23 protein-coding genes are annotated in these 23390 nt (G+C 48.8%); 14 read left to right on the top strand and 9 right to left on the bottom strand.

All coding sequences use genetic code 11. The features are described from left to right. Positions 1–3 precede the first annotated feature (3 nt). Entirely contained in the window at positions 4–948 is a 945-nt protein-coding gene (locus ANT_RS09350) for an ABC transporter ATP-binding protein (RefSeq protein ID WP_013560268.1), read from the bottom strand. Positions 949–1218: 270 nt separating this feature from the next. On the opposite strand from ANT_RS09350, the gene ANT_RS09345 reads away from it, so the two are divergent. Continuing rightward, complete coding sequence (locus ANT_RS09345) at positions 1219–3513, top strand: sodium-translocating pyrophosphatase (protein WP_013560267.1); 2295 nt, start codon at positions 1219–1221, stop codon at positions 3511–3513. A gap of 58 nt (positions 3514–3571) precedes the next feature. On the opposite strand, the gene ANT_RS09340 is transcribed toward ANT_RS09345, so the two are convergent. From ANT_RS09340 to ANT_RS09325, 4 genes are all read right to left on the bottom strand, one after another. Then, positions 3572–4234 (bottom strand): RluA family pseudouridine synthase, encoded by a 663-nt coding sequence (locus tag ANT_RS09340; RefSeq protein WP_049784870.1) that lies wholly within the window; start codon positions 4232–4234, stop codon positions 3572–3574. A 59-nt stretch (positions 4235–4293) separates the two neighbouring features. Continuing rightward, entirely contained in the window at positions 4294–5265 is a 972-nt protein-coding gene (locus ANT_RS09335; RefSeq protein ID WP_013560265.1) for an aldo/keto reductase, read from the bottom strand. Positions 5266–5398: 133 nt separating this feature from the next. Next, the gene (locus tag ANT_RS09330) at positions 5399–6244 is read right to left on the bottom strand and encodes a DegV family protein (protein WP_013560264.1); all 846 of its coding nucleotides are present in this window, start codon (positions 6242–6244) and stop codon (positions 5399–5401) included. 41 nt (positions 6245–6285) lie between these two features. After that, entirely contained in the window at positions 6286–7296 is a 1011-nt protein-coding gene (locus tag ANT_RS09325; protein WP_013560263.1) for a P1 family peptidase, read from the bottom strand. A gap of 79 nt (positions 7297–7375) precedes the next feature. Between ANT_RS09325 and zwf the strand changes: the two genes are divergently transcribed. Then, positions 7376–8872 (top strand): glucose-6-phosphate dehydrogenase, encoded by a 1497-nt coding sequence (gene zwf, locus ANT_RS09320; protein WP_013560262.1) that lies wholly within the window; start codon positions 7376–7378, stop codon positions 8870–8872. 31 nt (positions 8873–8903) lie between these two features. Then, positions 8904–9530 carry an SH3 domain-containing protein gene (locus ANT_RS09315; RefSeq protein WP_013560261.1) on the top strand — a complete coding sequence of 209 codons (627 nt, stop codon included), beginning with the start codon at positions 8904–8906 and terminating at the stop codon, positions 9528–9530. On the opposite strand, the gene ANT_RS09310 is transcribed toward ANT_RS09315, so the two are convergent. From ANT_RS09310 to ANT_RS09295, 3 genes are all read right to left on the bottom strand, one after another. After that, positions 9522–10172 carry an alpha/beta hydrolase gene (locus ANT_RS09310; RefSeq protein WP_041454881.1) on the bottom strand — a complete coding sequence of 217 codons (651 nt, stop codon included), beginning with the start codon at positions 10170–10172 and terminating at the stop codon, positions 9522–9524. The genes ANT_RS09315 and ANT_RS09310 overlap by 9 nt on opposite strands. Positions 10173–10397: 225 nt before the next feature. After that, a complete protein-coding gene (locus ANT_RS16370) occupies positions 10398–11321 on the bottom strand; it encodes a patatin-like phospholipase family protein (RefSeq protein ID WP_013560258.1) in 924 nt (307 codons plus the stop codon). Positions 11322–11324: 3 nt separating this feature from the next. Next, positions 11325–12512, bottom strand: a complete 1188-nt coding sequence (locus ANT_RS09295; protein ID WP_013560257.1) for an aminotransferase class V-fold PLP-dependent enzyme — start codon at positions 12510–12512, stop codon at positions 11325–11327. Positions 12513–12585: 73 nt separating this feature from the next. On the opposite strand from ANT_RS09295, the gene smpB reads away from it, so the two are divergent. Genes smpB through ANT_RS09240 form a run of 11 tightly spaced genes read left to right on the top strand, consistent with a single transcriptional unit; the run spans position 12586 to position 20855 of the window. Continuing rightward, positions 12586–13059: an SsrA-binding protein SmpB gene (gene smpB, locus ANT_RS09290; protein ID WP_013560256.1), complete on the top strand. Its 474-nt coding sequence runs from the start codon at positions 12586–12588 to the stop codon at positions 13057–13059. Between the two features lie 14 nt (positions 13060–13073). Then, positions 13074–13775, top strand: coding sequence for a diacylglycerol/polyprenol kinase family protein (locus ANT_RS09285; protein ID WP_013560255.1), 702 nt, complete (start codon positions 13074–13076; stop codon positions 13773–13775). A gap of 18 nt (positions 13776–13793) precedes the next feature. After that, positions 13794–15341, top strand: a complete 1548-nt coding sequence (gene hutH, locus ANT_RS09280; RefSeq protein ID WP_013560254.1) for a histidine ammonia-lyase — start codon at positions 13794–13796, stop codon at positions 15339–15341. 36 nt (positions 15342–15377) lie between these two features. Then, positions 15378–16463: a L,D-transpeptidase gene (locus ANT_RS09275; protein WP_013560253.1), complete on the top strand. Its 1086-nt coding sequence runs from the start codon at positions 15378–15380 to the stop codon at positions 16461–16463. An 11-nt stretch (positions 16464–16474) separates the two neighbouring features. Beyond that, on the top strand, positions 16475–17191 hold the full coding sequence (locus tag ANT_RS09270) for a cytochrome c biogenesis CcdA family protein (RefSeq protein WP_013560252.1): 717 nt from the start codon (positions 16475–16477) through the stop codon (positions 17189–17191). 5 nt (positions 17192–17196) lie between these two features. Beyond that, entirely contained in the window at positions 17197–17733 is a 537-nt protein-coding gene (locus ANT_RS09265; protein WP_013560251.1) for a TlpA family protein disulfide reductase, read from the top strand. Further along, on the top strand, positions 17730–18737 hold the full coding sequence (locus tag ANT_RS09260; protein ID WP_013560250.1) for a DUF2085 domain-containing protein: 1008 nt from the start codon (positions 17730–17732) through the stop codon (positions 18735–18737). Before ANT_RS09265 ends, ANT_RS09260 begins: the two co-directional genes overlap by 4 nt. After that, positions 18734–19522, top strand: a complete 789-nt coding sequence (gene pgeF, locus ANT_RS09255) for a peptidoglycan editing factor PgeF (RefSeq protein ID WP_013560249.1) — start codon at positions 18734–18736, stop codon at positions 19520–19522. The genes ANT_RS09260 and pgeF overlap by 4 nt, the downstream gene beginning before the upstream one ends. 3 nt (positions 19523–19525) lie before the next feature. Next, positions 19526–20260: a YggS family pyridoxal phosphate-dependent enzyme gene (locus ANT_RS09250; RefSeq protein WP_013560248.1), complete on the top strand. Its 735-nt coding sequence runs from the start codon at positions 19526–19528 to the stop codon at positions 20258–20260. Positions 20261–20269: 9 nt separating this feature from the next. After that, positions 20270–20533 (top strand): YggT family protein, encoded by a 264-nt coding sequence (locus tag ANT_RS09245; protein ID WP_013560247.1) that lies wholly within the window; start codon positions 20270–20272, stop codon positions 20531–20533. 4 nt (positions 20534–20537) lie between these two features. Further along, positions 20538–20855 carry a DUF167 domain-containing protein gene (locus tag ANT_RS09240; RefSeq protein ID WP_013560246.1) on the top strand — a complete coding sequence of 106 codons (318 nt, stop codon included), beginning with the start codon at positions 20538–20540 and terminating at the stop codon, positions 20853–20855. A 48-nt stretch (positions 20856–20903) separates the two neighbouring features. On the opposite strand, the gene ANT_RS09235 is transcribed toward ANT_RS09240, so the two are convergent. Then, positions 20904–23390, bottom strand: coding sequence for an NACHT domain-containing protein (locus ANT_RS09235; RefSeq protein WP_013560245.1), 2487 nt, complete (start codon positions 23388–23390; stop codon positions 20904–20906).

The following is a 23390-nucleotide window of genomic DNA, read 5'->3' as shown; positions in this document are numbered from 1 at the left end:
TTTCTATGCCTGACTGTCGGTGATCTCTGCGGGCTCTTCCCGCGTTAACTTAAGGAAAATTTCTTCCAAACTCAGGTTGATATTCTGCATTTGGAGCAAATCAAATCCCCTTTGAATCAGCGTTCTGGCAACCTCGGGGCGCACATCCTTTCCAGGTAGAGATTCAAATTCAATGCTATCCTGATTGCGCACCTGGGCTCGGATGACGCCTGGAATGTTTTCCACAATCGGCAATACGTCTTTGGAGTCTCCACGAATTTGAACCAGTACCCGTTGTGAACCGGTCAGCCTGGCTTGTAGTTGTTCCGGGGTATCCTCAGCCACAATATGACCATTGTTAATGATTAACACCCGGTCACATATCTGTTGGGCTTCCGGTAAGATGTGGGTGGAGAGCAGAACAGTTTTATCCTTCCCAATCTCCCGAATCAATTTACGGAAGTTCACAACCTGCCCGGGATCCAATCCGATGGTCGGCTCATCCAGAATCAAGACTTCCGGCTGATGAATTAAGGCTTGTGCCAGCCCAAGACGCTGACGCATTCCTTTGGATAGAGCACCTACGTAACTGGAAGCGCGGTCAGAGAGTTCGACCTTTTCGATCGTTTCATTAATTCTTTGTTCCAGACGGGGTACTTTTCTCAAACTTCCCATGTATTCCAGATATTCGTGGACAGTCATGTCGGAATACAGCGGAACAGTTTCAGGGAGATATCCCACGATTCGGCGCACTTCCAGAGAGTTCTCTATCACATCGTAACCGCCAATTTCTACGCTTCCAGAAGAAGGTGGCATAAAGCCAGTAAGAATGCGCATGGTGGTTGTTTTCCCTGCACCATTTGGTCCAAGGAAGCCCAAAATCTCACCCTTGCGAGCATTAAAGGTAAGATTCTCAATGGCTCTGCGGGTTCCATAGTCTTTGGTCAGAGCAGTAGCGCGGATCATCATATCCTGGACTCTCCTAAATTCAATTCCCATGCAGGCGACGAGCGGAAGCCACGTTCCGCTCATCTGAAAAGGGCTTTGCCAGCCCGTGAAAAGCCGCATAATTTTATACAACAAATGGAAAGGCAAAGTCAATAGGCTTTCAAAATTCTAATCTTCCGCTAATCTTATTTGCCCATTTTTTGAAGATTGGAGTAAAATGAACGAGATTTTTGCCCCCTTTTTACAATTTGAACCCATAATTGAATAAGTTCAGTCACATCAGGAGGTAATATGGATATCTTTGGGATGGGCACCCGACATGGGCTTTCTGCTTTTGAGCAGGTGGCTGTGTTGGGCGTCGTCATTACGGCTTTCTTGAGCCTGTTGTATGCATGGTTGCTTCGTGGCAATGTCCTGAATAAGGACAAGGGCTCTCAAAAAATGCAGGACGTTTGGGAGACCATCCGCATTGGGGCCGAGTCTTACTTACAACAACAGCTCCAGCGAATTCTCCCGGCAATCCTGTTGCTGACGGTAGCCCTGTTCCTGAGTGTGTATGTGGTTCCGCCTAGCAAGGAGGCTCTTGAGGAGTTCCCTCAGAACACTCAGATCATTGTGGCGATTGGACGCACTATTGCTTTCATTATGGGGGCAAGTTTCTCGTTAATCGTGGGTCAGTTGGGCATGCGCATGGCTATCCAGGCAAGTGTGCGTGCTGCCTCTGCCGCTCGTAGAAGTTTCAATGAGGCGCTCTCTATCGCTTATTATGCCGGTACCATTACCGGAATGTTAACCGATGGGCTTGGTTTGTTTGGCGGGACGGTTATCTTTATCATTTTTGGGAAAGCCGCTCCCGATGCCTTACTTGGCTTTGGTTTTGGTGGTACCCTTCTGGCGTTATTCATGCGCGTGGGAGGTGGTATTTACACCAAGGCAGCTGATGTGGGTGCTGACCTCGTGGGTAAGGTAGAAAAGGATATTCCGGAGGACGATCCCCGCAATGCCGCTGTGGTGGCTGACCTGGTAGGGGATAACGTGGGCGATTGCGCAGGAATGGCAGCCGATATTTTCGAGAGTTACGAGGTCACCATTGTTTCTGCCCTGATCCTTGGCTTGGCTTTGCTGGCGGAAACCGGCGAACTCAAATGGATTGTTTATCCTCTGATCATTCGTGCTATTGGGGTAATCAGTTCCATTATTGGAACTTTCACCGTGCCCATCTGGGAAAAATTCCCGATTAAGTTCTTGCGTGCCCATGACGCTGAAGAAGCCATGTTCCGCTCCTATGAGGTTTCGAGTGTCAACACCATTGTCTGGGCTTTTGTGCTAGCCCTGGCGTATGCACATGATTGGCGCTTGGGAGCATTAACGACCCTGGGTGTGGGCTTGGCAGTGGCGTTTAACCCGCTTACTTCTTACTTCACGGCTACACGGAAAGAGCCGGTACAGGAAATCATTAAATCCACCCGCTTTGGTCCCGCTACCACCATTTTGAGTGGCTTGGCAGTGGGGATGGAGTCCAGCGTTTGGGCGCTTTTGGTGATTGTGGTGTCCTTTGTACTCTCCCTCCTCATCTATGGGGCAAATGGCGCTTTGTATGTTCTGTATGCCATCTCCATGGTAGGCATTGGTATGCTGAGCCATACTGGCAACAACGTTGCCATGGATTCCTATGGCCCCATTTCTGATAATGCCAACGGCATTGGTGAAATGGCTTGGCACGACCTGGATGATGAGGCAACTCGCAAAGCCCGCCAGATTATGGCAGACCTGGATGCTGTGGGAAACACCACCAAAGCCATTACCAAAGGCATTGCCATTGCCTCGGCAGTGATTGCGGCCGTTTCGTTGTTCTTCTCTTTCATCACCGATGTCTCCCGAGTTCAAGTTAATCTCGGGGTAGAGCCTCTGCAAGCCATCCGCGTCTCAGATACGGCAGTGTTCATTGGTTTCTTGCTGGGTGGTGCTTTGCCGTGGTTGTTCAGTTCTCTGTCCATTCGAGCGGTGTCTCGTGCCGCTGGACAGGTGGTGGAAGAAGTGCGCAACCAGTTCCGTGTTCCCGGAATTATGGAGGGAACTGTAAAGCCTGACTACGCTCGAGTGGTGGGCATTTCTACAGTTTCGGCTCAAAAAGAACTGATTCCTCTGGCAACCATCTCCGTCTTGATGCCTCTGGTTGTCGGGTTGATTTTGAAAGTTGAAGCCCTGGGCGGTTTCCTGGCGGGTGTCATTCTCAGCGGTCAATTGCTGGCTGTTTATATGGCTAACGCGGGTGGAGCGTGGGATAATGCCAAGAAAGGCATTGAAGACGAGCCCCGTGATCTGGAAAAGAACACCGGAAAAGGCTCCGAACGCCACAAAGCCGGAGTTGTAGGGGATACCGTAGGTGATCCTCTCAAAGATACAGCAGGCCCTGCTCTCAATCCAATGATTAAAGTGGTCAATCTGGTAAGCCTGATTGCCGCCCCGCTTATCGTTCAGGCTGAGAACAGTGTGATTCGCTGGATAATTGCGGTGATTTTCATCGCTGGCATTGTATGGGCAATTGGACAAAGCAAGCGCCCGGCAAAATTGATGCAGGAATAAACGTCAAAGGCAAAGAGGGAGAACCGGGGCGTCTTATTTCGGATGCTCCGGTTTTTCTTTAAAGAAGACTGCTAAAATCTTCGGGTAAAGGCGCTGTAAATGTGATTTCTTCCCCTGAATTTGGATGAGAGAAGGTGAGTGCGTAAGCATGCAGGGCAACCCTTGGAAAGGCAGGAAGGTTTTCTGCCTTTGGGGGAATTACGGCACAATTTGGCGGGATGCGGTACAGAGAGTCTCCAAGCAAGGGATAGCCTATGGAGGATAGATGCGCACGAATTTGATGAGTGTATCCGCTGTGAGGGTGGACCTCTACCCACGTGTAAAAGCCATATCTGCTTATGACTCGAACGTGCGTCTCGGCTGGTTTCCCATGTTCAAAATCCACAACAGTTCGATGTTTGCGGTCTCCATTCACGCGTAAGGGGGATTGAATGAGTATTTCATCCCATTCAGGCACTCCAACACAAATCGCATAATAGATTTTCCTCACTTTGCGTTCGGCAAATTGACGATCCAGATTTTTATGCGCTTCGGATGTTCGTGCCAGTACCATGATACCGCTGGTATCTTTATCCAACCGATGAATCATCCACAATTTTCCCAATTTGGGTTCCAGTACACCCTGGATTGTTGGAAGGTTGGGGTTGTACCCATCCCTGATGCTGAGCAACCCTGCAGGCTTGGAAATCACCAGAATCCATTCATCTTGAAAAAGGATCATGCTTTTATTATAAAAGACTGATCCCGGTCCCAAACCGGGATCAGGACTTCAATCATGCTTTACCAGGCATATGCCCAAGGGGCTTCACCGCCAGGGCCGGGCCAGATTTCATCCAGCCGCTTGAGCATTTCCTCTGTAAGATGAATCTCCAGAGCCCGTAAACTGCCTTCTAACTGCTCAATCGTGCGTGGACCAATGATGGGAGCAGTCACCGCAGGATTGTGAAGTAACCAGGCAAGGGCAACATCGGCAGGGCTTTCACCGATTTCCCTGCAGAAGGCTTCGTACTGCTCTACCTGAGCGCGGTGTTTTTCCAGTTGCTTTTGAACGCCTTCCGAGGCTCTGCGTCCCTCATTGATTTTCTGAAGAACGCCTCCCAAAAGTCCACCCGCTAATGGGCTCCACGGAATAATCCCGATTCCGTAATGCCGGCTGGCAGGGATTACTTCCAGTTCAATGGTGCGTGCGGCAAGATTATAGAGGCTCTGTTCGCTGACCAGTCCCATGAAGTGTCGTTGTTTGGCAGTTTCCATCGCGTTGGCAATGTGCCAGCCGCCAAAATTACTCGAGCCTACGTAAATGACCTTTCCTTGCTGAACGAGAACCTCCATGGCTTGCCAGATTTCTTCCCAGGGCGTTTCCGGGTCGATATGATGCATTTGATACAAATCGATGTGATCGGTTCGGAGGCGGCGTAAACTATCTTCGCAGGCTTTGCGAATATGAAGCGCAGAAAGTTTAGATTCGTTGGGCCACTCTCCCATTTTCCCAAAAACTTTGGTAGCAATGACCACTTTCTCCCTGCGCCCCCCACCCTGGGCAAACCATTTCCCGATGATATTTTCGGTTACACCCTCGCCCAACTTCCAGCCGTACACATTGGCAGTATCAAAAAAGTTAATGCCGAGATCTAAGGCACGGTCCATGATCTGGAAACTTTCCTCTTCACTGGTGAGAGGCCCAAAATTCATCGTTCCCAGGCAGAGACGAGATACCAGTAGTCCGCTTCTTCCTAAATGGACGTATTGCATATCTTCCTCCTTTGGCAGAATTTTGTGAAGTAGCAGTAGGGAACCCCCTGTATTTATTTTACAGCATAAAAAGACCTCAAGGGAGGTAGTCTATGTATACCCTTGAGGCCTTCATTCATGAAGGAAAATTGGATTAATTTGTGAAATAAGAAATGGCAATTACGCCCGGCCCACTGTGAACCAGGATTGCCGGTGTCAGGTCATAAATGGGAATCTGCTCCACAGGGATATTCAGGGCAGGCCCAAGTTCCTGGGCGAGCGATTGAGCCAGTTCAAGTGCGTCGCCGTGCATGATATTCAGACGGGATTGCGGGCCTGGTGGGCATTCGGACAGAACAATCTCTTTGAGCCTCGCGATAGCCCGTTTTTGGGTGCGCTGTGACTCAAAAGAGGCTACATGACCATCTTGAAGGGTAAGGATGGGTTTCATCTGCAATAAACTGCCAATCAGATGCTTGGCTGTGCCAATGCGTCCGCCCTTGTAGAGATAATCCAGTGTATCCACTACGAAGTAAACACGATGCCGTTTGCGCATGGCTTCTACTCGTTGCAGAATCTCGTCCATGCTCAGCCCTCGCTCAGTCCATTCTTGGGCTGCCAGAACCAGTTGTCCTAATCCCCCAGCAATTAACTGGGTATCTATGATTCGGATGTCGGTATTAGGAAAATCCTGTGCCGCAACGGAAGCTCCCCGGTAGGTACCGCTGACCTGTGTAGAGGGTGCCAGAACAAGCGCGCTGTTTCCCTGTTCGGTGATCTCCTGAAAGATAGGGGTATAAAGCGCAGGCGGAGGGGCAGCGGTTTTAGGCAGAATTGGACTGGTGCGTTGTCGTTGTAGAAATTCGATGGCATTCATCTCTGTATCGTCCCGGTAGGTTTCTTCGCCGATAACGATGATTTGTGGGACGTAGTAAATGCCTCGTTTTTGCACTTCTTCGAGCGTCAGGCATGAGGTGGTATCGGCGACAATTTTGATCATGAGTTCTTCCTTTCCTGCCTCTGAATGATGAGATAAAAAAATTATGATTTTGAAAGATAATCACCAGCACAGGGAATACCGCCCACTGGCTGAGCATATAATACCGCATTAACGATCGCTCTGGCAACTACCTGTGCTGAATAAGCCCCAATAATATTGGGATCGGCTCGCTTTTCCCCGGTTGCCATGACGAAAAGAGTATCGCCATCCAGAAGGGTATGGGCGGGACGAATGCTCATGGCTAAGCCATCCTGTGCCATCATGGCTACATAATTGGCTTGTTCTTTGGATAATTTGGCATTAGTCGCCACTACACCGATCACCGTATTTTGCCGGGCGGCAAAATGGAGAATAGACCTCCCGGCTAGAGAATTCATCACTGCCAGGGTATCTGCAAACACAGACGATTTCCCGATTTGCACCGGACCCTTTTTCAGCGTTCGAGCCCCGCAAAGGATTTTTCCACTTTCAGGGTCAATCACATCTCCCAAGGGATTGACTGCCACCAGTGCGCCGATAACTATTCCCCCACTCAGGTACATGCTTGCTGTACCGATGCCTGATTTCATGGCTTGAGACATGCCCAGAATCTTCCCTGCTGTAGCGCCGGTTCCTGCTCCTGCGTTTCCCTGTGTGGGCGGTGCAGATACTGCTTGCTGACAGGCATGGTACCCCATGGCTTCATCAGGATAAATTGTTGGATCACCAATCCCCAAATCAAACAGAATTGCACTGGCAACAATTGGCACAGGTACAACGCCGGTTGGAAAGCCAATTCCTTTTTCTGCCAGCCAGCGCATTGCTCCTGAGGCAGCACTCAACCCAAAGGCTGAGCCTCCGGAGAGAACTACAGCATGAATTTTTTCAACCAGATGCATTGGACGAAGGGCATCGGTTTCCCGTGTGCCGGGAGCGCCTCCCCGCTGGTCAACTCCCCCGGTCGCCCCTTGTTCACAAATCACAACGCTACAACCGGTTAAGGCTTCTGCGTTTTGAGCGTGTCCTACAAGGATGCCGGGCACGTCAGTGATGGAACCAGGGTATGTGTCCATGCATCTAATTATACTTGAAGCATTGTTGGTACAGTTACAGATTAGAGGTAAAATTCAGGTACAAATTTGAGGAAAGCCTATGACGTCATCCGAAGCCTTTATCAGTACCGAACCAGTTGCGTTCGTCATCTTTGGGATTACCGGGGATCTGGCTCATCGTAAACTGCTCCCCGCTCTGTATGAATTGTTTCGAGAAAATCGCTTCCAGGCACCATTTTACCTGATTGGCTTTGCCCGCAGAGACTGGACCGATGATTTCATGAAGCAATCCATGCGGGAGGCGATTCATCAGTTTGCCCGTACCCGTCCTGTGGATGATGAAGTGATTCATCGACTTCTTGAAAATGCACGTTACATTCGCTCGTCTTTTGACGAAGATGAGGGATATCAGAAACTTTATTCGGTTGTGCATGAACTAGGCGCATGTAATGTGCTTCATTACCTTGCCACTCCACCAGATGCTTATCTTGCCATTTTAGAACGAATTGGCAAATATCATATGGCACAATGTCAGGGAGCCTGGACACGCCTGGTGATTGAAAAACCCTACGGTCGCGATCTCGAATCGGCGCTTGAATTGGAAGAGGTGGTTCATCGAGTCTTTTCTGAAGATCAGGTTTTTCGTATTGACCACTATTTAGGCAAAGAAACGGTTCAAAATATTCTGGTGTTTCGCTTTGCCAACGGGATTTTCGAACCACTCTGGAATCGCAACTACGTAGATAATGTCCAGATTACCGTGGCGGAAACGGTGGGAGTGGGCAGTCGGGCAGGGTATTATGACTCCGCTGGGGTCATCCGCGACATGTTCCAGAATCATCTCTTGCAACTGATTGGGCTTACTGCAATGGAGGCGCCGGTTGCCTTTAATGCCGATGCGGTGCGCGATGAGAAACTCAAGGTTCTGGAAGCCTTGCGTCCCATGCGTGGAAGAGATGCCATTTTAAATACTGTACGTGCTCAGTATGTTGCAGGTGTGGTGGACGGACAGCGGGTTCCAGGTTACAAAGATGAAAAAGGGGTGCCGCCGGATTCGCTGACGGAAACTTTCCTTGCTGCCCGAATTTTCATTGATAACTGGCGCTGGGCAGGGGTTCCCTTTTATGTGCGTTCGGGAAAGCGTCTTCCCGCACGGGTAACCGAGATTGCTATACAGTTCAAGCAGCCCCCGTTGCGCTTATTCAACTGGCAATCGATGACCGAAGATGCCCCGAACATGTTGATTCTCAGCCTCCAGCCAAATGAAGGAATTACGTTGACATTCGGCGCGAAGGCTCCCAAACCTCGTATGATGATTGCACCAGTGAAGATGAATTTCAGTTATCAAGAGGCTTTTGGCACTGAGCCTCCAGAGGCTTACGAGCGTCTGATTTTAGACTGCTTGATGGGTGACGCAACTCTGTTCACTCGCAGTGATGAAGTGCTGGCAGCCTGGAGGTTTACTTCGGACATTCTGAAAGCCTGGAAGGAATACCCCATCAGAAACCTCCCGATTTACGAAGCCGGAACATGGGGACCTCCTATGGTGGATGAATTTATCCAAAAAGACGGCTGGCATTGGCGCACGATTGAATAAACGGGGTATCAGGATTTAAGAGGAAAAAAGAATGAATCGCCAAAAAGCATTTGTGACTTTCTCTCTTTTACTGTTTATTTTGTTGCTTTTCCTTTTATCAATTCCACAATCTGCTCTGGCAAATGATGTGGCTCAATTGCCAACTGTAGCCATTCCTACGGTGACCAGTACACCCAGCGGACCCATGGCGATTGTCGTACCTGGCTCCGAGACGCAGATTAATCTGCGTTCTGGACCTGGCATGTTCTACGATAAAGTAGGGGTTCTTCTGGTAGGTCAGAAAGTTCCCGCCAAGGGAAAATCCCCCGGCGGTGCCTGGATTCTCGTAGAATATCCTGGCGTTCAGGGTGGACAAGCGTGGGTATTTGCCAATTATGTGCGTATTGATCCTCCCAGAGAACTGCCTGTGGTGGAAATTCCGCCTACCCCTACACCTCAGGTGACCAATACCATTGATCCAACCCTGGCAGCAAAGTTCATTGTGACAGTAGCCCCTACGCGTTTACCTACTTATACCCCCCCACCACCTCTAAACGTTCCAACTTTTCAATCTCAGGGAAGCATTGCCCCAGCCGGAATCCCTATGGGATTGATTATTCTCGGGTGTGCGGCATTGGGGGTGTTTTTCGGCTTGATCTCATTTGTCCGTTCAAGGTGAGTGCAGATTTTCTTCAAGAAACGCCCTTAGTCGCTTGAGGCATTCCGCAGAGGTTTTATGTCCGGTTGACGATTCGCAGTAGTGCACCCGGGCACCTGCTTGTGTTAATATCTTTACACTTTCTCTTGCCATTTCCACCGGGATAATTTCATCTTTTGTTCCATGGCTGAGAAATATGGATTTGTCGGTGAAGGAAACATCAAGAATCGAAATCTTTGGAAGAAACCCGGATAACACGGCGGCTTGGAAAATTTCCTCGGGATAGTAGTAAAGTAGAGCCAGAGCCATAGCCCCGCCCTGACTGAAACCTATTGGCACTATCGGTTTCTGCACCATTTCAGGAAACTTTTTGCGAATATGTTCAAGTGTTTGCAGAATCAGTCCTGAGGATGGTTTAAATTTATCCATGTCTATCCATACGCCCTGGCGGGGAGGTGCCCACCCAAATCCTGTTGGCGCAGGCAGGTACCCTCTCAGGAAAATCTTCACTGAAGATGGTGGTGCAACCTGTGAAAAAATCTGCATCGAATTCTCATCCCCTGTCCATCCGTGGAGAAAGAGGATGATTTGTTGGGCAGGTTCTTCATCGGGCATTTGAATCACGGCATAAAGAGGGCTTGTTTGAACGGTCCAATTAGTCATGGTCAATCCGTTTTGTCAGCCATTCTAAAAGGGCAAGAATGATCAGGATGAGACCGATTGGGAACAGGGCTATCGTCATGCAAAGTAAACCCGAAAGCGCTCCTCCCGCTCCATACCTCCAGTAGATAAGCGCTGTGCCAACCACAAACAGGAGAATTAGACCTCCCAGAATAAGGCGGGTCGTTGTTTGTCGTGCATACTCTCTTAAATCCCGGTTTCTCATGGTCACTCAGATTTCAAAATCTTAAGGACGGTGGAAGAGGAGTCCGCTTTCAGGAATCTCAATAGTTTTCCTTTCCAGGAAAAAGAATCCCTGATTTGCCCGAGTTTCTGTTCAACAATCTCTTTACCGGCGTTGAAGAGCACCAGGGGATCTGCGGGTTCGAAAATTCCGAAGCGAAACACATTCGGGCGCAGAACAAAATCCGGTTTATCCACGTGTAACCGTAGTTCGGTGAGCATCCTTGAATTGATATCCATGGCTTCAATGAAGATTCGCGCAGCCTGTCCAATCCGCATGCGAATAAATCCCTGAATCAAGGGGGATGGGATGGGTAAGGGTGTGGTTGTGATTAGGTCACCTTCGGGGATTTTATCCCAATCTTCAGGTGGCGGTTGGAGTACCACTGCCAGCACAGGAAGATTGGGAGCCAGTTTTCGCGCCAGTAACACAGGTACCGGATCCAGGACTCCTCCATCTACCAGCAGCATCTCTTTATGTTCCTGGGGAGGTAGAACTCCGGGAAAAGCGGTGGTTGCCAGGATGGCTTGGATAACATCTCCCTTGGTCAAATATACTTCCCGATGGCTGTGGATATCCACTGCCGTACAGGCAAATGGAATTTCTAAATCCTCAAAACGACGGTTGTGGAGCAGAGTGTTGAGCACTTCTACCATTCCCGCATGACCGAGCAGAGCCGGTCCATCTTCTGCACGTCGTTTGTAGACCAGATTCATATCTAACTGTTGAACCGTTTGGAGGATTTTTAATGGGGAGTTCCCCGCAGCATAAACTCCTCCCACCAGTCCTCCAATACTGGTTCCTGCAATGGCTCGGATGCGAAACCCAGCCTGTTCCAAGGCTTGAAGAACCCCAATGTGGGCTATTCCCTTCACACCGCCACCGCCTAATGCTAATGCAATATCCATCGTTTATTCTCCTTGCATAGAGGAAGAACTCAGAAGATTCTGCAGAGCGTTTTCCAATTTTTTGATGTCCTCCCAGCGGTTATATGCTTGCAGGGAAATCCGGATAAGGGAAGAGCCTTCCCATTCAATCAGCGGGACTTCAATACGATACGTTTCCCATAATTTCCGACTTACTTCAGGTATATCCTTGGGATGAAGGTTGGGAATCTTCAGGGAAAGCATCTGCGCATTCCAAATATCAGGATCGGTTGCAACCGGTTCAGCCCCGAGATAGGTTTGTAACTCTTTACAGGTATCTTTAAGCAGTTGATGGCATTGCTGTCTGACTTCATCCCAATGGTGGACTTTCAGGAAGTGGTAAGCTTCTGGCACGCTCAGAAAAGCGGAAATATCCCGTGTTCCCCACCATTCTGTATAGTCTAAGAAGGTGGAACGTTGGGAGGATGGATTGTCGTACCCCCAACTGACCACAAGTGGTTGAATCATGGAATGGTATTCAGAGCGCACATACAGAAAGCCAGCCCCTTTTGGGGCGCAAACCCACTTATGGAAATTACCGGTATAAAAATCGGGGTCCAACTTCTCCAGGTTGAGTGGAATTTGTCCTGGAGCATGCGCCCCGTCAATGATGGTGAGAATGCCTTCCTGTTTTGCCCGCTCAGTAACCTTTTCTACGGGAAAGATTAAGGCTGTCGGCGAGGTAATATGACTGAGAGAAATCACCCGGGTTTTTGGCGTCACGTGACGCCAGAGTTCCTCAAGCCATTTTTCCTGAGAGTCTATTGGGAGGGAAAAACGTGCCCGGACGATTTTAAATCCTTTTTGTCTGGAGTAGAACTGCCATGTTTTATCCACCGCCCCGTATTCGTGGTTGGTGGTCAGCACTTCATCATCGGATGTCAATGGAAGACTGTGAATCACCACATTCATTCCCGTTGTGGCATTGGTAACAAAAGTAAAATCATCGGGCTTACACCCCAACTCTGGGGCAATGCTCTGACGTGCCTGAGCAAGAAACTCCGAGGCTCTTCTGCCCAGAAACTCTACAGGTTCTTTCTCTAACAGGCGTTGCCATTCCTGATATTTTTCAAAGACAGGATGAGGGGTAGCACCAAAGGAACCGTGGTTGAGGAAGGTCACATCCGGATCAAGTAAAAAGAATCGGCGCAATGAAGCATACATGTTGTTCATGAGGATGATTATATCAATAACGAATCTCAGGGGAGGCTTTGAGCCCCCTGTTGTTCTATGTTAAAATCACAGCATGGCTGTGAAAAACGTCAAAGTAGTCGCTACCAACCGCAAAGCCCAGTTTGAGTATTTTTTGCTGGAGCGTTATGAGGCTGGCATTGCTCTGCAGGGCAGTGAAATTAAATCTGTGCGTGCTGGACAGGTAAGCCTGGCAGAAGCCTTTGTTCAAGTGGATGGGCGGGAAGCCTGGCTGGTGAATGCTCATATCGCTCCATACAATCCAGCCAGTCGTTTTAACCATGACCCCCGTCGTCCTCGACGCTTGTTACTCCACAAGCGTGAAATTTTAGAATTGTGGAATGCGGTTCGTGCCAAAGGGGTAACAGTTGTTCCTGTCTCAATTTATTTGAAGGAAGGAAAAGCCAAAGTAGAAATTGCAATTGCAAAAGGGAAGAAACTATACGATAAACGGGCGGCAATTGCAGAACGGGAAGCCGAACGCGAAGCGCGCCGGGAACATCGTGAGCGGGAAAAAGAGGGTTGGTGAAATAACGGGTTACCATGAATGAATGGATGGCTTTGGGATTGACCTTTGGCATTGCCCTCTTGTGGTTACGGGTGAATGATTATCTGGCGTACCGTGGATGGGTGAGTTCTTCCTTGAGCCGTAAAATTATCCATTTGGGCACCGGTCCTATTTTCGTTCTGTGTTGGCTTTTTTTTCCAAATACCCCGCTTTCCAAATGGTTGGCGGCTCTTGTTCCCTTACTGATTACTTTGCAGTTTTTCCTTGTAGGAACAGGGTGGATTCGTGATCCCCAAGCCGTTTCTGCCATGTCCAGAACTGGAGATCGTCGAGAAATCCTTCGCGGTCCTTTGTATTATGGCGTTGTCTTTGTCCTGTTAACCTTGATATTTTGGAAAGACTCACCCATAGGTGTGGTCGCTTTGATGATTTTGAGTGGGGGAGATGGCTTGGCAGATATTATTGGAAAGCGCTTTCCTTCCTCGTCGCTTGCCTGGTCCCCTCGAAAGACGGTTTGGGGGTCTCTATCGGTTTTTGTGGGCGGAGTGTTCTTCAGTATATTGGTGTTGTCTGTTTTTCGTCTTCTCGGGGTGTTCCAATTTGAATGGTGGGATACCTTTCTCAAAGTGGTTGGTATAGGGATTGCAGCGACGGTGGTAGAGAGTTTGCCTTTTCAAGATATTGATAACCTGACTGTTCCGCTGGTAAGCGTCTTTCTTGGCTATTTCCTTTTTTGAGAAAGGATATTCTCTCTGATGACGATATACATAGATGGGAACCATCTAAGCCTGAAAGAGGTTGAACAGGTGGCGCGTTTTAACGAGCCGGTTGCTTTAGACCCTGAAGCCGAATCCCGCATTCAGGACGCACATCGTCGCCTGAATGAAATTGTGGCTACCGATCGAGCGGTCTATGGGATTAACACCGGCTTTGGAATTTTTGCCGATCGCCGTATTCCTCGCAAAGACTCGGCAACCCTGAGTCGCAATCTAATCATCAGCCATGCAGTGGGAACGGGAGAACCTTTTCCCAGAGAGGTGGTCAGGGCGGCTATGCTTATCCGCGCAAATACCCTGGCGAAAGGCTATTCTGGCGTTCGTTTGGAAATTGTTGAGACGCTTCTGGAAATGCTAAACCGTGGGGTTACCCCATTAGTTCCTTCTCAGGGTTCTCTGGGTTCAAGCGGAGATTTGCTTCCTCTTTCCAGTATGGCATTAGTTTTTACGACGGATGAGAAAGACGAAGAGAAGATGTCCGGTTGGGCAGAATTCGCCGGAGAAGTCATGTCTGGAAAAAAAGCCATGGAACTTGCCAGACTCCCTCGCATCAGGCTGGGACCTAAAGAGGGACTTGCCCTGAATAACGGTGCAACTTTCAGCGCGGCAGTGGCAGCCTTAGCCGTATGCGACGCAGAAAAATTACTGCATCTTTCTCATGCTGCTTTAGCCATGAGCCTGGAAGCCCTGTTGGGATGCCGTTCTGCTTTTGACCCTCGTATTCACCAGGTGCGGGGTCACCCGGGGCAGGTCAGGGTTGCAAAAGAGGTCTTAAATTTGATTAGAGGCAGTTCGCTTATTGATCTGGCTGGACGTGTTCAGGATGCTTACTCTCTGCGATGCGCTCCTCAGGTAGTAGGCGCTGCCTGGGACACTCTCGAATTTGTCCGGGAGATTATTTCCCGTGAAATCAATGCCGCCACGGATAATCCCTTATTATTTGAGGATGGCGATGTGCTTTCGGGGGGCAATTTCCATGGCGAACCCATTGGTATGGCGATGGATTATCTAGCGATTGCCATGAGCGAAGTGGCAGCAATCTCTGAACGTCGTATCTTTCGTTTGACGGATGGAAAACTCAATGGCGGTTTGCCTCCTATGCTGGTGGATTCTGTGGAGGCTGCTGGTTTGAATTCCGGTCTAATGATGCCCCAGTACACAGCCGCTTCTCTGGTACTGGAGAATCAGACTTTGTCTACTCCGGACTCGGTGCATTCTTTACCCACTTCTGGTGAGCAGGAAGATCACAATGCAAACTCCATGACGGCCGCACGCCATGCCAGAAAAGTTTTAGAAAACACTGCTCACGTTCTGGCAATTGAGTGTTACACAGCGGCAAGAGCCCTGGATTTGCGCTTGCGGCAGTATCCGCAGGCACAAATGGGCGTAGGGACGAAACATTTTTACGACCTGATTCGTGCCGAGGTTCCATACCAGCCTGGGGATGCCTGGTGGGGACCCGAAATTGAGCAGGTTAAGCGCATCTTAATGGAGTATCCCATTGGGGATGTAATTTTTTCCGGGTAACATGCATCTAATTTTTGTCTCTTAAGAGTGTGTATCATGACAAAGCGCAACAACATCTCTCGACGGGATTTTTTACAGATGAGCCTGCTCGCGGCTGGAGCATTGGCGCTGACTCCATTGCAGAGAAATTTGCAGAATTCGACAGAGTGGACCGTTGGACAAAAAATGGGGCGGGTTTGCCTCGGAAAAGTGAATATCCGGGCGAAACCCGATGCGAATGCCGATATCACCAAGGTCATTTTTGATGATGCAGTGGTGGTTTGGTTGAGAGAAGTGATTGGGGCTTCTCCGGGGTATGGAAGTCGTCGCTGGGTGGAGACCCCTGATGGCTTTATTTATGCTCCACGGTTGCAACCGGTGTATTATTTGCCAAATACCCCCCTCACCCAGTTGCCGGAAGTGAATGGAGAACGAGGAATGTGGGCAGAGGTTACTGTTCCCTATGTGGATTTGATTATCGCCAACCCCCCAATTCGCACACCCTCGCTGAAAAATGCCCTTTACCCTCGGCTTTATTACAGTCAGGTAGTCTGGATTGATGATGTTCGTGTGAGCGCATCGGGAAAAACGCTTTACCGTGTCAATCAGAAGTACGGCACTTACGGAGATATTTTTTGGGCGGATGCAGAAGCCTTCCGCCCGATTACGGAAGAAGATGTAGCCCCCATTTCTCCTGAAGTGGAGAATAAAAAGATTATCGTCAACGTCACACGCCAGACGCTTTCCTGTTATGAAGGGAATCGCGAGGTCCACTTTTGCCGGGTATCCACCGGGGCTAAATTTGATGCCCAGGGCAATCCGGTTGATAAATGGTCAACCCCGTTGGGCCCCCATCCGATATATCGGAAATTGATGTCTCTTCACATGAGTGGCGAGACAACCGGAGATTATACAGCTGTGCCCTGGACGTGTTTCATCACAGGTGAGGGTGTGGCGGTCCATTCTACGTACTGGCATAATGAATTCGGTATTCCACGCTCGCATGGCTGTATTAATGTGAGTCCAGAAGACGCAAAATTTATCTTTCGATGGACCAATCCGGTGGTTCCTCTAATCCCTGGGGAATTGGACGTCTCTAAAAACTGGCCGCCCGTTGGTACAGTGGTCGAAGTTGTAGAATAATAGAGGTGAGAATGGAAGTAACGGTAGGTTTAGCATTTCTGGCTGGTTTGGCTTCTTTCCTTTCACCATGTGTCTTTTCACTTGTGCCTGTCTATGTTGGATATCTCAGTGGCCGTGCGGTGGCAACTGCCCAAAGCAATTCAGTTGCTGACCGTTGGGTCACTTTTTCCCATGGACTGGCATTTGTGTTGGGTTTCAGTGTGGTTTTTATCACCCTCGGTGTAGCAGTTTCTGCTTTAGGTGGTTTACTTTACGACTTGCGTACCTGGATTGCAAAAATCGGCGGTATCCTGGTCATGATTTTTGGTTTGCACATGACGGGGTTATTACGTATCCCTTTCCTGGAGTACGACCTGCGCCCGCGCTCCTCTGAGGATTTGTCCAGAAGTTACCTTTCTTCGGCGTTGATGGGTGTATTTTTCTCCGCTGGGTGGTCTCCCTGTGTTGGGCCTGTGCTGGGAGCGATTTTGACCCTGGCGTTGAGTGGCGGCTCCATAGCCCAGGGTGTGTCCCTCCTTTCGGCTTATTCCGCTGGCTTGGCGATACCTTTCCTGATTGCGGCTTTGGGAATTGGGTGGGTAACAAAAATCCTGCGGCGGTATGGAAAGGTCATGCATTATGTTGAAGTGGGAATGGGTGTGATTCTGATTATTGTTGGTGGTATGTTGTTCTTTGGAGTGTTCAATTTGCTTTCTCGTTTTGGAACTTTTGTGGACTTGGGATTATAAGTAGAATGAAGTGGAAAAATTTTTTGTTTCTGGCTGCGGGTTTAGCCATCGGGTTGATTCTTGGAATGGCTGTGTTTATTTCAACACCATCCAAAAGCAGTGCTGAAAAGATTTCTCCACCTGCAACTGGCAAGCCGATGGCGGATTTTGAACTGGTGGATTTGAATGGTAAGGTACATCGCTTGAGCGATTTCCGTGGAAAGCCTGTAGTGTTGAATTTTTGGGCAACCTGGTGCCCGCCCTGCAATGAAGAAATGCCTGTGTTTGAGGCTTACCATAAGCAATTAGGCGATGAAGTGGTTTTCATCGGTATTAATTACATGGAAGACGTTGCAACAGTTCAAAACTTCGTGGAGGCAAACCAGATTACTTTTCAAGTGCTTCTCGATCCTGCGGGAAAAGCCTCAGATAAATATTACGTACAGGCTTATCCTACAACGTTTTTCATTGATAAGGATGGTGTGTTGCGCGCACAGCGAATTGGGGTCCTGACACCCAGGATGCTGGAGAATTACTTAAGGGCTGTGGAGATTACTCCGTGATTTCACTTACCTTCTACTACGTTCCCGACTCCCCGGAATGTCAGGCAGTGGATGCCTTGCTGGAAAAACTGAAGTCTGAACTGGACTTTCAGATTACCAGAATTGATATCAGTCAAAAAGATCCCGCTTTACTTCATTCGATTGGAGGGCGGGTTCCGGTCATTCAGGTTGGGCCCTACCGTCTTACCGATCCTATTAATGAGGTGCAAATTCGGGTTGCTGTTGGAGCCGCTCGGGATCGGCAAGTCCAGATGCATAAGATAGGTCAGCAAGAGTGGGAAGATAAAGTGCAACGTGGCAGAACAGTCACACAAGCGGATTATTTTTCCCTCTGGCTTAGCAAGAATTACATTCATGTTTTCAATCTTCTTATCTTTCTCTATGTGGGCTTGCCTTTCCTTGCCCCTGTCTTAATGAAAAATGGGTATGAACGTCCTGCTTCCTTGATCTACCGTTTTTATTCCTTTACCTGTCATCAGTTACCATTTCGTTCATGGTTTTTGTTTGGTCAACAGGCGTATTACCCTCGAGAATTGTCCGGTATCTCGGGGGTTATAACTTATGAGCAAGCCATTGGTATCGAGAATTTGTTTGAGGCTCGTAATTTTAACGGAAACCCGGTGGTGGGCTACAAGGTAGCCCTTTGTCAGAGAGATGTTGCCATTTATCTTGCCATGCTGGGATTTGGTGTGGTGTTTGCCTTGAGGGGAAGACGGATTAAGGGAATCCCCTGGTATTTATGGGTCATCCTGGGGCTTTTTCCTATCGGTATAGATGGTACTTCACAGTTGTTTGGTCTGGTGCCCAATATGCCGGCATGGTTACCTTTGAGAGAAAGTACCCCGTTTCTTAGAACCGTGACTGGGGCATTGTTCGGGTTAATGACTGTCTGGTATTTGTATCCGTTGATTGAGCAAACCATGGAAGATACCTACAACCTGATTACTCGAAAAATTGAAAGGGCATCTCAGAATCCTGCCCCGGAATCTGGAGAGCCGAGATGAGGTACGTCTCTTCGGGTGAGGTGCGATTCCTCAAAGCAGATCTTTTGGATACTGAGCCGATTTTTCATGGATTTTTTACGCGTCACGGTGGAGTAAGCCCCAGTCCATGGGCAAGTCTCAACATGGCAACCAGTGTTGGGGATTCGCGTGAAAACGTTCTGGAAAATCGGGCTCGCGCTTTACGCGCTCTTACTCCCGAACCTCGGGGGATTTTTGATGTATGGCAGGTTCACAGCAATCGTGTTGTCTATACTCGTCAACCGCGTTCTTTGGGAGAGCCTCACCAGCAGGCAGATGCGATTATCACAGACAACCCCGAAGTTGTGTTGTTGATGATGTTTGCGGACTGTGTCCCTATTCTTCTTTTTGATCCTGGTCATCATGCAGTAGGGATTGCGCACGCAGGCTGGAAAGGTACAGTTGCTAAAGTGGCGCGTGAAAGTGTCCTTTCCATGAAGCAGGCTTTTGGCACAAAACCTGAAGATTTACTGGCGGTGATTGGACCTTCTATTTGTCCAGAACATTATGCAGTGGGCAGTGAGGTGACTCATGCGGTAAGAGAAGCCTTTGGAAATGACTCCAGTGAAGTGCTTTTACAGGAAAACGGTGTTATTTCTCTTGACCTCTGGCGTGCCAATCAAATCATTTTGACTCAGGCCGGTGTTTTGGCGGATCATATTCAAACCGTGGAAATCTGTACCGCTGAACATACGCGGGATTGGTATTCTCATCGAGCCGAAATGGGAAAAACCGGACGTTTTGCCGCGATGATTGGATTGAGATAAACCATGGAAACCCTGGTACGGCATATTCGTGAAAGATATCTTCGTGTAGAAGAGCAGGTGGCTCAATCGGCGTTTGAGGTTGGGCGTGATCCCAAAGCCATTCGTATCCTTGTGGTGACGAAAACTCAGCCTCTGGAGGTGGTAAAAGCGTCCATTGAGGCGGGGATAACTTTGTTCGGAGAGAATTATCCGGAAGAAGCCCTGCCAAAAATCCTCGCTTTGCAGAGTCAACCCGGTATAGAGTGGCATATGATCGGACATCTGCAAAGTCGTAAGGCGCGCATCGTCGTGGAGCATTTTTCGGTCATGGAGACCATTGATCGCGTCGAAATTGCTGAAAAACTCAATCGTTTTGCTCAGGGAGCCAACAGGGTTTTACCGGCGATGCTTGAATTGAATGTTAGCGGGGAAGAGAGTAAGTTTGGGCTTCCGGCTTGGGATGATCAAACTTTTACCTCTATGCTCGGAGCGATTGAGAAAGTCGTTTCTTTACCAAATTTATCCATCAAAGGATTAATGACCATGCCACCGCTTTTCGAAAAAATGGAGGAAAGCCGCCCATATTTTGTGAAATTACGAAAGATTCAGGATTCTCTGAGAAAAATCTTCCCACAAGTGTGTTGGGATGAACTTTCAATGGGTACCAGTGCAGATTTCCCTGTGGCAGTGCAGGAAGGCGCCACGATTATCAGAATCGGAACGGCAATTTTAGGCCCTCGAAGACAAAAAACAGTATAATTGGTTTATATGATTCCGATTTTCATTACATTGATCCGTAGCGTAGCACAAATTTTGAGCGTTTTGATCATTATTGATGCAGTGCTGTCTTTTTTCCTTTCGCCATTTCACCCGGTTCGAGAAACACTGGGTAAGGTTCTGAATCCCCTGTATGCACCTATCCGCCGGGTCTTGCCTCCAATGGGGGGAATTGATTTCAGTCCTTTGATTTTAATCATCCTGATTCAGGTTATTGAAAGACTTTTGATTTCTCTAATTTCTTCCTTGGGGTAGTGAAATGAGCCGGGAAAAACGCGAGTTTCGTTTGCATGATGGAAAGACAGGTGCCGCGATTACTGTACGGGTAACCCCTCGTGCGAGTAAAAATGAAATCTACGAGATCCTGGATGATGGAACGGTAAAAATTCGTCTCACTGCGCCCCCAGTAGAGGGAAAAGCCAATGAGGCGTTGATTGATTTCCTTTCCGAAGTGCTGGATGTCCCCAGGACTTCTCTGGAGATTGTAGCGGGAGAAACTGGACGGGATAAGATTGTGACCGTCTTAAATCTGGATGCTTCTACAGTTCAGGCAAGAATCCTTCAGCATTTGAGTTAAGTTCAAAAAGCCCTCGAAAGAGGGCTTTTTTACTTCAAATACTTCCGTTCAATTTCCGGCGGACACCCCCCATAATTTCCAGTACCACAATACCAGAAACGCAGTATCCTGAACGGCACGATCTGCACTTTGTGTCAGGCGAACAACTTCCTGCTGAATAACCGCTTCGGGGTAGTTTCGTGCATATTCCAGTGCGGCTTTTTGATCCTCGGTTGAACTGGAGCGGAGGGCTTCCACAAGTAAATCAATGGGCGGCAGGTTCGGTGTAACGCCCAGTCCTTTCTTCGCCGCAAAACCAATCAGCCAGGGAGATTCCCAGGGCGCAGGAAGGACGTTAGGGATTCTTGGATTCTTTTGAGCAAGCACTTCGGCTACCTGAGAAGCCACGTTGCGAACTACCCATTGCCCATCTTCCACGGCAACCTGCTCTGCAAGTTGTTTTGCCCAATCATCTCTGAACTGTAGAAGTGCAAGGACTGCGGCTCTGCGGGTCAGTAAGTCGGGCACTTTGAGGGCTTGCTCTATGACGGCTCTGCCTTCTTTTGGATGGTGAGCAAGGGCTTCCGCTGTTGCCTGGCGCATCATCTCATCGCCGTGCATCAGGGTTTCCGCAATCGCGCTCTGTGCGCTTTCAGAAGGAATGGCACTTAAAGCTAAGCAAGCCGTCAATCTGACTTCTTCAGAAGGGTCTGCCAGAAGAGGAAGAATGTCAGGAACCAAACTGGCATCGCCCCATGCTCCCGCCCCCAGCAGGCTCAGACGTTTCAATACAGTGGAAGGGGATGAGAACAGAGATTTAAACAGCCGATTGACCGAAGGATCTCCAGAGTGAACAAAGGCAGCCACTACTCTGGCTCGGAAGCCTTCAGGAAGGTTTTCGTCTTGCAGGTATTGAACCATTTGTTTGAAAAGGCTGGAACGCCATGAGACTGTGGTGGGGATATCGGGAAGCCAACGCGTCAGCCGGAAGAAGTTGCTCTTGAGCATGGAATCATCTTCGGACAGCAGGGTTAGCGCATCGATAGAATTGGCGTGTCGGATGGTCAAATAGCGTACGGTCTGATAAGCAAACTCCCATTGACTTTGCGCCCATAATTGTGGCAAATCCATTGGGGTGAATCTTCCACCTGCGAGGTAACCCGCGAAGAGAGGATTGACGAAACCAAGTTGCTCTCCCGGATATTCTCGCAGAAGTCCTTCTGCCAGCAAAGTCTCCAGAACTTGTTCTGATGGAGAAAGAATGATATCCCGTTTCTTTTTTTGCTTTTTCAGTTGTGTTTCTGAGACGATTTCACCCAATTCATCTGGACGTGGACCGGTAATCTGAGCAATGGTTTTTTCCAGGTCTTGATAGGGTAAAGCGCTGGCTTTTCGGATGAGGAATTCACTGGCAATGACTTCAAGAATCTGATAGGTGATATTTCCCTGCACAAAACGGTTCAGGAAACTACGCAGGATTTGCACAATTTGTGTGGACTGAATCTCGCCCGTAAAAGCCAGCCAGGTTCGTAAAGTCCATTCCAGAGGGGTGAAAGTTCCTCTTTCTCCCCTCAGCCAGTTCTTAAGTAAGAAGACAGGAACAGGTTGGATTTCGCCCCGCTTTTGAATTTCAGGGACAATCCACCGTTCCCAAGCCTGACACCATCGTTCCAGGAATTCCTCTCGTTGGCGGAAGCCCCACGATGAAAGTGCAAGCACCTGAAAACCACTCTCGATTAAGCCATTGAGGTATAACGGTGATGCCGCAAGGATGATTCGCAATGTGGGATATTTTGATCGGAGCAGGTTAAGGTATTGATGGAAAAGGCGTAATTCTTCGGGCGAGAGTTCATCTACTCCATCTATCAGTAAAAGGGCTCGTCCCGTATTGAAGCGGTCAGTGAGGAATTGATGAAAACGAGGACGCAGAATGACCGGTAGCCTGTTTTGGAAGAACTGCAGAACAGGCTGTAAGGGATCCGAAACTTCCTCAAAAATTTCAATTTCCCGAATGTGGAAATAGAAAGGTGATATTCCTTTTAAGGTGTTTCCTCTAACCTCATTCCGTACGATTTGGCTGGCAAGATGAGCGAGTGCCACACTCTTTCCACTTCCGGGTACACCCACAACTGCAATGAGAGGATGTCCGCAGGTTGCCTCTTCCAGAGTTAGAGTTTCTACCGGGTAATTCGCGCTTAATTCTGGCCAGTCGGGGGTGTAAGGAATGAATTGGCTGGCGATTGAGTCTGGCGCCGCGGGATGTTTTTCCAGAGCGGATAGAGGAGGCGCCAGTACTGTAGGGGGAATGAGAATTTCATCCAGAGGAAACAACGCCGCCGCAAGGTGCATCCGTTGAGCTCGTTGTAAGGTATCTTTCTGAAGGAATTGATTGGCAACTTCCAGATTCCTTTCGCGAAGATCCTGGAAGAACTTTTTGATACGATTGATCAGTGGGGGGATTAACGGTCGAAGTCGTGCAATGAGCCACCAGAATAAACTGGCGGCAATAAACCCCAGAACAAACGAAGTCAGGTCAATTCTTGGAAAAGAGACCAT

Source organism: Anaerolinea thermophila UNI-1 (assembly GCF_000199675.1).
In the GTDB taxonomy this organism is placed as follows: Bacteria; Chloroflexota; Anaerolineae; order Anaerolineales; family Anaerolineaceae; genus Anaerolinea; species Anaerolinea thermophila.
This window is presented reverse-complemented; position numbering and strand designations above follow the sequence as displayed.

Bases quoted from the DNA above. Each gene is read 5' to 3' on its own strand.
- ANT_RS09270 (WP_013560252.1), top strand. From the start codon at position 16,475: ATGGAAGTAACGGTAGGTTTAGCATTTCTGGCTGGTTTGGCTTCTTTC.
- ANT_RS09240 (WP_013560246.1), top strand. From the start codon at position 20,538: ATGAGCCGGGAAAAACGCGAGTTTCGTTTGCATGATGGAAAGACAGGT.
- ANT_RS09235 (WP_013560245.1), bottom strand. From the start codon at position 23,390: ATGGTCTCTTTTCCAAGAATTGACCTGACTTCGTTTGTTCTGGGGTTT.
- ANT_RS09330 (WP_013560264.1), bottom strand. From the start codon at position 6,244: ATGATCAAAATTGTCGCCGATACCACCTCATGCCTGACGCTCGAAGAA.
- ANT_RS09345 (WP_013560267.1), top strand. From the start codon at position 1,219: ATGGATATCTTTGGGATGGGCACCCGACATGGGCTTTCTGCTTTTGAG.
- zwf (WP_013560262.1), top strand. From the start codon at position 7,376: ATGACGTCATCCGAAGCCTTTATCAGTACCGAACCAGTTGCGTTCGTC.
- ANT_RS09285 (WP_013560255.1), top strand. From the start codon at position 13,074: ATGAATGAATGGATGGCTTTGGGATTGACCTTTGGCATTGCCCTCTTG.
- ANT_RS09315 (WP_013560261.1), top strand. From the start codon at position 8,904: ATGAATCGCCAAAAAGCATTTGTGACTTTCTCTCTTTTACTGTTTATT.
- ANT_RS09295 (WP_013560257.1), bottom strand. From the start codon at position 12,512: ATGAACAACATGTATGCTTCATTGCGCCGATTCTTTTTACTTGATCCG.
- ANT_RS09250 (WP_013560248.1), top strand. From the start codon at position 19,526: ATGGAAACCCTGGTACGGCATATTCGTGAAAGATATCTTCGTGTAGAA.
- ANT_RS09245 (WP_013560247.1), top strand. From the start codon at position 20,270: ATGATTCCGATTTTCATTACATTGATCCGTAGCGTAGCACAAATTTTG.
- ANT_RS09265 (WP_013560251.1), top strand. From the start codon at position 17,197: ATGAAGTGGAAAAATTTTTTGTTTCTGGCTGCGGGTTTAGCCATCGGG.
- ANT_RS09335 (WP_013560265.1), bottom strand. From the start codon at position 5,265: ATGCAATACGTCCATTTAGGAAGAAGCGGACTACTGGTATCTCGTCTC.
- ANT_RS09275 (WP_013560253.1), top strand. From the start codon at position 15,378: ATGACAAAGCGCAACAACATCTCTCGACGGGATTTTTTACAGATGAGC.
- ANT_RS09310 (WP_041454881.1), bottom strand. From the start codon at position 10,172: ATGACTAATTGGACCGTTCAAACAAGCCCTCTTTATGCCGTGATTCAA.
- ANT_RS09325 (WP_013560263.1), bottom strand. From the start codon at position 7,296: ATGGACACATACCCTGGTTCCATCACTGACGTGCCCGGCATCCTTGTA.
- smpB (WP_013560256.1), top strand. From the start codon at position 12,586: ATGGCTGTGAAAAACGTCAAAGTAGTCGCTACCAACCGCAAAGCCCAG.
- ANT_RS16370 (WP_013560258.1), bottom strand. From the start codon at position 11,321: ATGGATATTGCATTAGCATTAGGCGGTGGCGGTGTGAAGGGAATAGCC.
- ANT_RS09340 (WP_049784870.1), bottom strand. From the start codon at position 4,234: ATGATCCTTTTTCAAGATGAATGGATTCTGGTGATTTCCAAGCCTGCA.
- pgeF (WP_013560249.1), top strand. From the start codon at position 18,734: ATGAGGTACGTCTCTTCGGGTGAGGTGCGATTCCTCAAAGCAGATCTT.
- hutH (WP_013560254.1), top strand. From the start codon at position 13,794: ATGACGATATACATAGATGGGAACCATCTAAGCCTGAAAGAGGTTGAA.
- ANT_RS09350 (WP_013560268.1), bottom strand. From the start codon at position 948: ATGATGATCCGCGCTACTGCTCTGACCAAAGACTATGGAACCCGCAGA.